Here is an 11,855-nt window from a genome sequence, read left to right on the forward strand (position 1 = left end):
TACAGCATAAAACCCATGAAACTTTCCTATCTGTTTGTACTTATTTTAAGTTCTTTTTCAGCTATTGCTCAGGATTCGCTGCTATTTACCTATCGGGATTTTTATGAGCAACTCCTGGCCAATCATCCCGTCATCAAGCAAAGCGAGCTGATTCCGGAGTCGGCTCGTCAGGATCTCATGATGGCAAGAGGTGGCTTTGATCCAAAGCTTGAAGGGACCTTTAACCGGAAAGTATACCAATCCAAAGAGTATTTCAACCGCAGTGACTTTTTTCTGAAAGTTCCGGTATGGGTTGGTGGCGCCGACCTCAAACTTGGTTACGATCGAAACGTAGGAGAAACACTAAGTGATGATATTCGGACAGGTCCCGAAGGTATTACGTATCTGGGACTTACTGTACCGATTGGGCAGGGTTTTTTGATTGATTCCCGCCGGGCGACCCTACGACAAGCCCAGGTTTTTCAGGAAATTGCGGATGCAGAACGCGTAGGAATGATCAACAAAATCATCCTTAGTTCTGCCAAAGATTACTGGAACTGGTACTTTGCTTATCAGCAATATCAATTGGCAACAGAATTTTATACACTCGCTCAGATTCGGTATGAGGCATTAAGTCAGCGGGTAAATCTGGGTGAAGCGGCGGTAATTGATACCGTGGAAGCCCTCGTAACCTTACAGGATCGGGAAGTGGCACTGTCACAGGCTACGCTTGACGTCCGAAATGCCCGGCTGCTATTGTCTAACCACCTGTGGTCGCGGGAACAGGTACCTCTGGAACTCCCGGAAAACGCAATTCCACAACCTGCTATGGGTCTGGTTCTTGGCCCTGAGCGACTGAACGATCTGCTGCGACTGGCACGGGAATCGCATCCGGATATTCTGAAATTGAATTTCAAACAGCAGCAACTACAAATAGATGAACGACTTGGCCGGGAAATGCTGAAACCGGTGGTAAATCTGGAAACGGCGGCGCTATACAAAGGAATTACACTTAATGGGCAAGAGACTCAAACAGGGTTTTCCAGTTTTAATAATAATTATAAACTAATTATTGATGTGTATTTCCCCCTGTTTCTAAGAAAAGAACGGGGAAAGCTGCAACAAATCCGGATTAAGCAATTGCAAAATACCCTGGAACAGCAACAGCTGCAACGCGAAATTTCCAACGAAATCAACGCAGCATTTAATGATGTCAAGACGTTGGAAAATCAGATTCGTATTCAGACAGCTTCAATTCAAAATCAGGAATTACTACTGAAAGCCGAAGTTCAGAAATTTGAATTGGGCGAAAGTTCACTGTTTCTGGTCAATGCCCGTGAATCTAAATTGAATGAGTTAAAAATAAAGGTAGAATCGCTGCGATCAAAATATGAAAAAGCGCTTTCCACATTGCTTTTCGCCGCTGGCTTAGGCTCGTGGAACAACGAGTAACTGGACTTGGTAATGCTTAAACAACTAATTATCTGATTCCTGGCATTCAGTTGTGCGAATAGTATTGCAAAAAGGTATGTAATTTTTCAAAGGAAATTTGTGTAGGCTGGTCGGTATAATTATCGGCCAGTTCTTTTTTATAAAAATCATAAAGCTTTTCAAAACGAGGATTTTGGGCCAATCGAGCGGCAATCAGCCCTTTAAAAGCCCGGTGAGTCGCATTTGCTACGTAAGCACACCGTTGTTCGGGAAAATCATTTAAAATAGAATCCAGCTCAGACAAAGTACCGACCAGCTCAAAAAATGCAAATCCTTTTTCTACAAAAAAAGTGGTAATATCTGCACAGGCAGCATCAAAGTCTGATTGATTTTTAAGTTTATAGTGAAAATAAGTGCGCTGCCTGAAGCGACCAATTGTGGTAAGCAACGTGTTTGCATCAGGCCGAAAATCGAGTCGATTGGTCAAAAATTGCTGAGCGATCTGCTCCACAGTTTCAAATCGATTTCCAAAAAACACATCGACCCAAAGGGCCTCCTGATACGGACTAAAAGAAAAAATAACGTTATCGAACCCCGACACAGTTGATCTTCTAAACTGAGCGGGCGTCGGATAAAAAGGAAAATTGTGACTGGTAAAAAAGTCCTCCAAGCTTGTAAAAAGCTTCTTTTCAAAAGAAGAAAGATCCATTCCGTAGGTTTTAATTCATAACAGTATCCAACCGAATTAGTTTAGGGTCTACCTTTGTAACACATCTACCAGTGGATTTATACTCTTTACTTCGAATGAATAAAAATTTACTTTTTACACTTTGTTTATGGCTTTCCAGCGCGCTTCTTGTGCATGCACAAACAAATACCACTACGATACGCGGTTCGGTTCAGGATTTTGAAACCAGGGCAATTTTAGCGGGTGCTTCTGTCCAACTCATCGAAATTGGTCAAGGGACGATTACTGCCGCAGATGGCAGCTTTCGCTTTGAAAAAGTACCCGTGGGGCGGTATTCTTTAAAAATCACAAGTTTGGGATATAGCCCCTATCTGCTACCCGAACTACTTTTGGAATCCGGAAAAGAAAAAATTGTGTCGATTTCTCTCGCGCCCTCTACTCAGCAATTAGACGAAGCCATGGTAATCAGTTCAAAGCCGCTGGCGTTTTCGAGTATTCAGGAAATTACCGTAGAGCAAACCCTGCGCTATGCTGCCACTTACCTCGACCCGGCAAGAGTGGCCACCTCGTTTCCCGGTGTGGCAAGTGCAAACGATCAGGCCAATGGGCTGGTGATTCGGGGAAATACGCCTAACGGAATGCAGTGGCGGTTGGAAGGCGTGGAAATCGTAAACCCAAACCATCTATCCAACGCCGGAACATTCAGCGACCGCGCCACGCAAACGGGAGGCGGAGTCAATATTTTGAGCACTCAACTGCTTGACGATTCGTATTTTCTGACGGGTGCATTTCCTGCCGAATATGGCAATGCGCTTTCGGGTGTTCTGGACATGAAATTACGGACGGGTAATAATGAGCAAACTGAGTTTACGGCACAAGCAGGACTTATTGGTCTGGATGTGGCTGCCGAAGGACCTTTTTCCAAAAAATCAAAAGCTTCTTATCTGGTCAACTACCGCTATTCCTTTACGGGCCTTTTGGGAGCTATGGGCGTAACTTTCGGCGGAGAAGATATTCGCTTTCAGGATTTATCTTTTACCATTACACTCCCCACGGCTAAACATGGCGAGTTCAAATTTTTTGGGCTGGGTGGATACAGCAGCAATATATTCAAGGCAAGCCGAAATGTAGACGAATGGGTTTTTCAAAAAGATGGTTTCGATATCGACTACACCAACGCAATGGGTGCCGTGGGTCTCACGCATTCAATACAGATGGGTCCTAAAACGTCTGTGAAATCTGTGTTGGTAACTTCTGCACTTGAAAATGGACGAGATGGGTATATTTTGTCAAAAGCCAATACAGATCGACGATTTTTGGTTGAAGAAGATGCGATAAGTAAATCGCGACTCTCCTATTCCACTACGCTTAGCCATCGGCTAAATGCCAAACACTTAATTAAAACGGGACTATTTCTTACCTATCAGGTGGATGAAATCCTGTCTCGGGGCAGTCAGGTTTCAGATGGGCGCATGGAAGGGACAGTGATTCAACCCTATGCAACCTGGCAATGGAAGCCCGCCAAACGACTAACTACCGAACTGGGCCTACATTACCTTGGATATACTTACAACAAAACAAATTCAGTTGAACCACGAGCGGCCGTGCATTTTCAGGCATCGCCCCGGCAATCGATCAGTTTCTCTTATGGATTGCACAGTCAGTTGCAACAGCCGCAAGTATATCTGGCAGTCAAAAATAGTAATACTCAGGCAAACGATCGGCCTAATCGGTTGCTGTCGCCTACGCGGGCGCATCATTTTGTGGCGGGCTATCAGCAGAATTTGAGTAAAGGCGGAATTCTCAAAATTGAAACTTACCTGCAAAATATCTTTGATGTTCCGGTGGTTACGTTGTCTCCGGTACTTAGCTACCGCGTACTACCTTCTTTTTCTACGCTCAATTTGGTTGAAAATTTTGTGGATCAGAAATTGGAAAATGCCGGAACCGGCCGCAATTATGGCGTAGAGGTTAGTTATCAGAAATATTTGACCAAAGGATACTATGTTTTAATCTCAGGTTCCCTTTATAATTCTACTTATGTAGGGGGAGATGGTATCCGTCGGAGTACGCGCTACAATGGCGGGCATACGTTCAGCTTTACTGGTGGTAAAGAAATCATTACAAAAAAACAGGCTATTTGGGGATTCAATACACGTATTCTTTGGTTGGGCGGGTTTCGGGATACACCCATTGATCTGGAAACATCACAGGCTGAACAGACCACCGTGTATTCCGTTAAAGATGCGTTTACAGTAAAAATGAAAGATTATTTCCGCCCCGATCTGCGAATCTACTGGAAAAAGAACCACGCAAAGTATAACCGAACACTGGCTCTTGACATTCAGAATGTTAGCAATACTGAAAATGAAGCGTTCAGCTACTATGATATTTTGCAACGGCAATTAGTTCCAAGGTATCAACTTGGGATGATTCCTGTTTTGAGCTATCGCTGGGAATTTTAGCCAATTTGAAGGCAGATAAAGACTAAAATAAATCACGGTCTGAACTATTTTACAGCTAATTTTGTCAGATAACTACGGAAAAACAACCACTTCCGTTTCCAAAATGGGGGCGACTGGTATTGACAGCGGGTTGGGATTCTGTGTGTAAGCATGTCGGGAGTTGAGGGTACCTCCCGTTAATCAATGCCTTTCAAACAATAACTGGCGAATCTAACTACGCCATGGCTGCCTAATCCGGAGGATTTAGCAAATGCCATCATCCCTCCACCCTACGTGCTGCCGGGTGGATCAAGGGGTGTCGAAACGCAGCGCTGGTTGGAATAGTGGTACGAAAACCCAACGAGACACTAGTACCTAAGGCCAAGACGCGGGTCCGCCCTGAACCTAGTCTGGCTCGAAAATCTAATCGGGGATAAGCATGTAGAAGGCACAGGGTTTCCCTGTTCTGGACGAGGGTTCGAATCCCTCCGTCTCCACAAAAACGGCCAAATTTTAAAAATTTGGCCGTTTTTTTATAAAGTGCCACCTCTTTTTTACCTAAATGACACCTTCCTTCATGCAGTCGCGTAACCTGTTGTTTTGCCATTTTACTACAATTCTCACTTTTTGCATCGCAGGGCTGCTGATACCCACTTCAAAGCAGACAAAGAGAAGCCTTCAAGCATCAGAATTCATTTATCAAGGATCGCAACCCAAAAAAATTCTTGTCTTTTGGTGGAAAATTTATTTCGGGAAAGGATTCAGTTAACTCAAAGTCCTAAATTTTAAACACTTCGTTTAAAATTTTAAACAGTTTGTTTAAAACTTTAACCCACTTGTACTAAATTTTAGAAAAAATATGAGTTACACAAAGCATTGTATGTATCCATAGTAACCAGTAAAATTTCAACCAGAAGTTGTACTTACTCATTGAAAATTAGGCTTGAAAAGCAATTTAACCCAATTAATTATCAGTATATTTCAAATTTAAAATTAAAGTAATGACACTAATGTGCAACTTTTGTACATTAATTATTAAATTTTAAATAAAATGAATATATTTATTGCCAATAAACACACATACTAAAATAACCGGATGAAAACGCACACCTTTCAACTGAACAAGCCCGTTCAGGATCTTTCCAGATGGATGCTTGTTTCTGATCCCCTCAATTCTGATGGGCGGTTTTATGTTCTCAAAGGACATTACCCGCAATATCTGTTTGAGATCGTACCGAAGTCTGAATGTACTGACGGTCATTCGATTGCCTACCGTGGAGAAACATACTATATCAATATACGAAAAGATATAGATAACCGTGGAAAACCTCCAATCAGTTACTTTCTGGAAATGCTGGCCTGGTATACGAAGATCGGTGCAAAACCCAGCCTTGCTGAAATCAATGCACGAAACAGCACTGCCAAAGTAGAAAACGTATAAGCATATCGTTTGTAGCAGAAAACCACCTGAATCGGTGGTTTTCTGCATTCATGATATAGTTCAAATCTTAAAAGGGAAGTCGCCCCAAATCAACATTTCCGCCCGTTAGAATAACCCCCACTGTCAAATCTTTAAACAGAGCTTTATTCTTAATAACTGCGGCCAGAGGCACCGCACAGGAAGGCTCTACGATAATCTTCATTCGCTCCCAGATTAGCCGCATTGCTTCTATAATTTCGGCATCCGAAACGGTGTATATTCCTTCTACGTGCCGCAAAATAATGTCAAGAGTTTTGTCGCCCAGGGGAGTCAGCAGGCCATCTGCGATAGTATTTACATAAGGTGCCCGCTCAATTTTTTGCGACTGAAAGGAAAGTACCGCATCCGCTGCGCCTTCCGGTTCTCCGGCAAAAACCCTGGTCCGCTCAGCAAAATAATGGGCCGATAATGCGGTGCCGCTTAATAAACCTCCACCACCCACAGGTGCTATAAGGGCATCAAGATCTACCCCCACATCATCAAACAATTCTTTGGCGGCGGTAGCTTGTCCGGTTATTACATTGTAGTCATTGAAAGGATGAATAAAGGTTGCACCCGAACGTGCTACAACTTCCTGCACAGTCCTTTCTCGTTCCTCAGGTGTATTTTTACAAAAAGTTACCTCGGCACCATAGCCTTTTACAGCTTTAATTTTTACCTCAGGCGAGTTATCCGGCATTACAATGAAGGCTTTTGTACCCACCACGCCTGCCGCATACGCAATGGCCTGAGCATGGTTTCCCGACGAGTGAGTGGCAATTCCTCGGGCCTGTTCGTCGGTTGTAAGGCTCAATACCGCATTGACCCCACCACGAGCTTTGAACGCGCCTATTTTCTGAAAATTTTCACATTTAAAGTATAAGGAAGCTCCCACAAGTTTATTGATGGTTTTGCAGGTAAGTATGGGCGTCCGATGAACATAGGGTTGAATACGTGCATGGGCTTCTAGAATTGATGTAGCTGTTGGATAAATAGGAGTTGTCATATTAAATAAATTCAAGAATAAATAGTACCATTTCCGGGGAGCTTTCCCTACTTTTAAGCAGGAGCTTCTTTTGCCCAAAATACTGCAAATTAAACATACTAAAAATCAAAGTTCATGACAAAAACCAAACGTATTCCCCGCACACCCTCTGCCTATGATCAACCGTTACTGATCAAAACGCTGCTTCTCCAAAGTGAACGTTACAACCCTGAGCGTGAAATTGTTTACCGGGATTTATTCCGGATGGATTATTTTGAATTGAATCGACGAATCCGAAGATTAGCCAATGCACTACGTACACTAGGTATTGCACCGGGAAGTACCGTAGCCGTGATGGATTGGGATAGTCACCGCTATCTTGAATGTTTTTTTGCCGTTCCGTGCATGGGGGCAATTTTGCATACCATCAATGTGCGACTTTCACCAGCACAGATTTTATATACAATTAATCATGCCGAAGATGATATTCTGCTGATACACGAAGACTTTTTACCCATTCTTGAATCGATTCATGGACAAATAACGTCAACCAGCAAAATCGTTATTATGAGTGACAAGGTGTACACTCAGCAGAAGACAGAACTTACAAAACCTTCTTTCCCAACTTTGGGTGAATATGAAGCTCTTCTCGCTGCACAACCCGCTGAGTATGATTTTCCAGATTTTGAGGAAGATTCATGGGCCACTACTTTTTACACCACGGGCACCACAGGAAATCCAAAAGGCGTTTATTTTTCTCATCGTCAACTCTTTATGCATACCATGGGACTACTAGCCTACTTTTGCGGCTATGAGGCTCTGCCGTTCTCACATCGGGATGTGTACATGCCTATCACACCCATGTTCCATGTACATGCATGGGGATTCCCGTTTTTAGCTACCATGCTGAATAACAAGCAGGTATATCCGGGTCGTTACGAGCCCGAGATGTTGCTTCGTCTGCTAATTCAGGAAAAAGTTACCCTTTCACACTGCGTCCCTACCATTTTAGGTATGTTGGTCAATAGCCCAATTGCAAAACAGGTGGACTTATCAAATTGGAAAGTCATCATCGGAGGTTCTGCCCTGACACGCGGTCTGGCGCAGGCGGCTATTTCGTTGGGTATTAATGTTTCACAAGGATACGGAATGTCCGAAACGGCTCCAATCATGTCAGTGGTTCATCTAAACGATCAACAACTTGGATGGGATGTACAGCGGCAACTAGACCTCCGCACCAAGGCTGGTCGCATAGCTCCTTTTGTAGATCTTCGGGTACTTGATGAAAAGGGCGATATTCTGCCTCATGACGGACAATCTGTCGGTGAACTTGTAGCTCGTGGGGCCTGGATGACGCAGGGCTACTATAAGGATGAAGTAAGTTCGGAAAATTTGTGGAAAGGCGGTTGGCTACATACGGGCGATGTTGGCAGTATTGGACCGGATTTTTACCTCACAATTTCGGATCGGGTTAAAGATGTTATCAAAACAGGCGGCGAATGGGTTTCTTCACTTGATATTGAAAACATCTTCTCGCAAATGGATGGTGTGGCAGAAGTAGCTGTGGTAGGCCTGCCCGACGAGCGTTGGGGCGAGCGGCCTTATGCGTTGGTTGTTCCAAAACCAGATTTTGTAAAAACCTTGTCCTCAGAAATCCTGCATCAACATATACTGACTTTGGTGGAAACTGGCGAAATAAACCGATGGTACATCCCTAACAGGATTGTACTCGTAGCCGAAATACCTAAGACAAGCGTTGGTAAACTTGATAAAAAGAAAATCAGAACCGAAATGAAAGAGTTATTAGTAGGCTAACACTATGGAAAGAAGACGTTTTCTTAAACTGATCGGATGCGTTCCTTTGCTTCCTTCCGGGATGGATTTTTCAGGGAGAGTGATGACCGTGGAAGGGCCCAAAGCTGCTGGATCTTTGGGAAAAACCCTTATCCACGAACATTTTCTGGTTGATTTTATAGGCGCTGATAAAATTTCTGCCACCCGATGGAATCGACAAACTGTCCGAAAGGCAGTAGCACCATATATTGAAAAAGCAAAAAGCGAAGGTATCCAATCAATTATGGATTGCACGCCGGCATTTTTGGGACGAGATGTGCATTTACTACGGGAAATTTCGCGGGAGCATACCATTCATATTCTGACCAATACCGGTTATTATGGAGCAGTAAATAACAAATACTTGCCGAAGTGGGCTTTTACAGAAACGGAACAACAGCTTGCTGATCGCTGGATCAGGGAATTTGAGAATGGTATCGAAGGCACAGATATTCGACCGGGCTTTATTAAAATTGGCGTTGACAGCGGAAAATTATCTGAACTTCATAAAAAGCTTGTTCGTGCGGCGGCTATCACGCATTTGGCCACAGGACTTACTATTTGTTCACATACCGGGCCGGCACCTGCTGCTTTTGAGCAAATTGAGCTTATAAAAAAAATGGGAGTACGGCCCGATGCATTTGTATGGGTGCATGCACAGGCTGAACCTGACAAAAACATTTACCCAAAGGCAGCGCAAATGGGCGCCTGGGTAAGTCTGGATGGCATGGGATGGGGAGAATTTGAAGGCTATGCCACATGGCTATCTCAGTTAAAGTCGGAGGAACTGCTGAATCGGGTTTTAATTTCTCACGATGCAGGCTGGTATACTCCCGGCACAAACAACTCCATGAAATCATTTGTGGGGTACACCAATTTTTTTGAGAAAATTCAACCAATTCTTCGAAGTAATGGCTGGAAAAATTCTGATTTTGACCAACTCCTGATCAAAAACCCTGAGGAAGCATTTACAATCGCTATTCGTAAACTATGAAATATTAAAAGGTATTACGCACAAAAAGCCGAAGGATAACCCCTCGGCTTTTCGTGCTTAACTTGAAATGAACAACTTATTTGCCCGCTTGTGGGGTATACAAGTTGAAGAATTGATCCAACTTGGGAGTAATGATAATTTCAGTCCGACGGTTCATGCTGCGGCTTTCTTTGGAAGAATTTTCTACCTTAGGCATATATTCACCGCGTCCACCGGCAATCATGCGGTTCGCAGCTACACCGTATTTCGATTGAAGCGTACGAACAACCGAAGTGGCACGCATTACGCTAAGATCCCAGTTGTCTGAAAGGTTTCCACTCCGGTAAGGGACATTGTCTGTATGGCCTTCAACCAAAATCTCAATTTCCTTGTAGTCATTCAGGATACGGGCCACTTTGCCAAGTACGGATTGGGCTTTTTCAGTGATGTTATAACTTCCAAAATCAAACAACATTTTGTCTGAAAGCGAAACGTACACAACTCCTTTTTTTACTTCGATCTGAACATCTTCGTCGCTAACATCCTGCAAGGAGCGTTTCAGGTTCATAACCAAAGCCATATTCAGAGAATCTTTCCGTTGGATACTTGTGTTCAAATCACGGATATAATTCCCCTGACTGTTCATCACTTCCATAGACTTCTTGATGCTCTCAGCACCTTCTTTGCTGATCACGGATAGATCCGACATACGATCCAGCAATGCGTTGTTATTCTTTTTGAGGAAATCCAGCTGATCCTGCAATTCCTTCAAACGTGTGTTTCTGGCTTCAAGCTCACCTTGGCTTGTTCTCAGATCAGTATTCAATTTTGCCACTTTACCGTCGCAGTCGCTCAGGTCTGTTTTGGCTTTATCAAGCATCAGCTGAATCTGATCTCTTTCATTCTGAACGGCCAACATTTTTTTCTTGCTGGCGCAAGAGCCTAGGGTGAAAATAAGGGCAATTGCAACAATTGTTTTTTGCATGGGTCTAGTGAGTTAGATGGACAAAAACTGGTTTATGGTTAAATAATTTGAATCAAAAATATAGTCTTCCACTACTAGTACATCGTACATAGCAAAAACGACTACATTGAGCTGCAAAATTACTACTCTCCTTTTAAAAAGACGAATAATAATCTATAATACTCCAAATTATCGTACCAAGGCCATTTTTAGCCAAAATTCTTTCATTTTAGTAACCCGCAAATGCTTTATGAAAACTTATTTTGAATCCAAATTAACATATTTCCTTCCTCAATAAGGTATTGACCAATAAGGATTTCGGTGTGACTTCATACTATCTGAAATATGCGTTGAAATCAACTCCTCATAACTAGCATCGGTAAGCTTTTTACCCTTGATTTTTTTGGGTAATTGGATGCCTTCTCCTACCGGTTTTAACTCAATATTGGTAGCTGTAATAACAAAGTCACCTTCATTCACATCAAGTTCCAGGATAATTCCGGGCAGACCAAAGTACCGTTCAGGTCCAGCCGAAATAGGTAAATCGTGCGCAAACCAGGCCGAAATTTTTTGCTTTTTTACCGTATCCTCCGTGACAGCCAGCATGCAAACATGTCCGTTCACATCCTTGATCTGATTCAATACTTTCCAGCGTGGCGCGCGCAAAGAGTCTTCAATGACATAGGTTTTACCCAGCATTTCCATAATTTCAACTTTTGACTCTTTTTCATAATCGCGAAAGATTATGTAATCCTCCTGCCGCCAGCTGTACGAACCGCTTTCACTCGTTCCCTGATCGGATGCATAGGTGTACTTGCTCTGATTTGGAGTAAAAAACAACTGCATTTTGGTCTTACTTTCATCGTCATTTCCCCAGGTCAGCTTGATCCTGTCTTTCTCTTCCTGACTCAAAAAGGTAAGGCGTGAGTAAATTTTAGACCAATGATACACGCGCTCGTAAGTAACCACTCCTTCCATCGTTTGACACAGACCGGGCAGGGCCATTAACAGGAATAGTGCGATGTTAAAATGCTTAAATTTCATAAGAATAAAATCGTAGGGGTTTAATGAATAATTCAGGAGTGTTTTTCGTCAGATT

At 43.1% G+C, this 11,855-nt stretch carries 9 protein-coding genes and 1 other RNA gene; 6 read left to right on the top strand and 4 right to left on the bottom strand.

Annotated features, from left to right (window positions below; translation table 11 throughout):
• Positions 1–15: 15 nt before the first annotated feature.
• Positions 16–1,431 (top strand): TolC family protein, encoded by a 1,416-nt coding sequence (locus tag EZE20_RS12880; RefSeq protein ID WP_165933470.1) that lies wholly within the window; start codon positions 16–18, stop codon positions 1,429–1,431.
• 46 nt (positions 1,432–1,477) lie between these two features.
• Here the strand turns inward: EZE20_RS12880 and EZE20_RS12885 are convergent, their stop codons facing one another.
• Positions 1,478–2,119, bottom strand: coding sequence for a hypothetical protein (locus EZE20_RS12885; RefSeq protein WP_132118237.1), 642 nt, complete (start codon positions 2,117–2,119; stop codon positions 1,478–1,480).
• A gap of 95 nt (positions 2,120–2,214) precedes the next feature.
• Here EZE20_RS12885 and EZE20_RS12890 point away from each other — a divergent pair, with 95 nt between their 5' ends.
• From EZE20_RS12890 to EZE20_RS12900, 3 genes are all read left to right on the top strand, one after another.
• On the top strand, positions 2,215–4,563 hold the full coding sequence (locus tag EZE20_RS12890) for a TonB-dependent receptor (protein WP_132118239.1): 2,349 nt from the start codon (positions 2,215–2,217) through the stop codon (positions 4,561–4,563).
• Between the two features lie 105 nt (positions 4,564–4,668).
• Positions 4,669–5,042, top strand: a transfer-messenger RNA (tmRNA) gene (gene ssrA, locus EZE20_RS12895).
• Positions 5,043–5,638: 596 nt separating this feature from the next.
• Positions 5,639–5,983 (top strand): hypothetical protein, encoded by a 345-nt coding sequence (locus tag EZE20_RS12900; protein WP_132118241.1) that lies wholly within the window; start codon positions 5,639–5,641, stop codon positions 5,981–5,983.
• Between the two features lie 67 nt (positions 5,984–6,050).
• On the opposite strand, the gene EZE20_RS12905 is transcribed toward EZE20_RS12900, so the two are convergent.
• Complete coding sequence (locus tag EZE20_RS12905) at positions 6,051–7,007, bottom strand: threonine ammonia-lyase (RefSeq protein ID WP_132118243.1); 957 nt, start codon at positions 7,005–7,007, stop codon at positions 6,051–6,053.
• Positions 7,008–7,121: 114 nt separating this feature from the next.
• On the opposite strand from EZE20_RS12905, the gene EZE20_RS12910 reads away from it, so the two are divergent.
• On the top strand, positions 7,122–8,801 hold the full coding sequence (locus tag EZE20_RS12910; RefSeq protein ID WP_132118245.1) for a fatty acid--CoA ligase: 1,680 nt from the start codon (positions 7,122–7,124) through the stop codon (positions 8,799–8,801).
• 4 nt (positions 8,802–8,805) lie between these two features.
• Positions 8,806–9,813 carry a phosphotriesterase family protein gene (locus EZE20_RS12915; protein WP_228713719.1) on the top strand — a complete coding sequence of 336 codons (1,008 nt, stop codon included), beginning with the start codon at positions 8,806–8,808 and terminating at the stop codon, positions 9,811–9,813.
• Positions 9,814–9,889: 76 nt separating this feature from the next.
• Here the strand turns inward: EZE20_RS12915 and EZE20_RS12920 are convergent, their stop codons facing one another.
• Both EZE20_RS12920 and EZE20_RS12925 read right to left on the bottom strand, forming a co-directional pair.
• Positions 9,890–10,777: an OmpA family protein gene (locus EZE20_RS12920; RefSeq protein WP_132118247.1), complete on the bottom strand. Its 888-nt coding sequence runs from the start codon at positions 10,775–10,777 to the stop codon at positions 9,890–9,892.
• 270 nt (positions 10,778–11,047) lie between these two features.
• Positions 11,048–11,800: a GLPGLI family protein gene (locus EZE20_RS12925; RefSeq protein WP_132118249.1), complete on the bottom strand. Its 753-nt coding sequence runs from the start codon at positions 11,798–11,800 to the stop codon at positions 11,048–11,050.
• Between the last annotated feature and the right edge of the window lie 55 nt (positions 11,801–11,855).

The sequence above is a fragment of the Arundinibacter roseus genome (assembly GCF_004348825.1).
In the GTDB taxonomy this organism is placed as follows: domain Bacteria; phylum Bacteroidota; class Bacteroidia; order Cytophagales; family Spirosomataceae; genus Arundinibacter; species Arundinibacter roseus.

Bases quoted from the DNA above. Each gene is read 5' to 3' on its own strand.
- EZE20_RS12925 (WP_132118249.1), bottom strand. From the start codon at position 11,800: ATGAAATTTAAGCATTTTAACATCGCACTATTCCTGTTAATGGCCCTG.
- EZE20_RS12905 (WP_132118243.1), bottom strand. From the start codon at position 7,007: ATGACAACTCCTATTTATCCAACAGCTACATCAATTCTAGAAGCCCAT.
- EZE20_RS12910 (WP_132118245.1), top strand. From the start codon at position 7,122: ATGACAAAAACCAAACGTATTCCCCGCACACCCTCTGCCTATGATCAA.
- EZE20_RS12920 (WP_132118247.1), bottom strand. From the start codon at position 10,777: ATGCAAAAAACAATTGTTGCAATTGCCCTTATTTTCACCCTAGGCTCT.
- EZE20_RS12885 (WP_132118237.1), bottom strand. From the start codon at position 2,119: ATGGATCTTTCTTCTTTTGAAAAGAAGCTTTTTACAAGCTTGGAGGAC.
- EZE20_RS12900 (WP_132118241.1), top strand. From the start codon at position 5,639: ATGAAAACGCACACCTTTCAACTGAACAAGCCCGTTCAGGATCTTTCC.
- EZE20_RS12915 (WP_228713719.1), top strand. From the start codon at position 8,806: ATGGAAAGAAGACGTTTTCTTAAACTGATCGGATGCGTTCCTTTGCTT.
- EZE20_RS12880 (WP_165933470.1), top strand. From the start codon at position 16: ATGAAACTTTCCTATCTGTTTGTACTTATTTTAAGTTCTTTTTCAGCT.
- EZE20_RS12890 (WP_132118239.1), top strand. From the start codon at position 2,215: ATGAATAAAAATTTACTTTTTACACTTTGTTTATGGCTTTCCAGCGCG.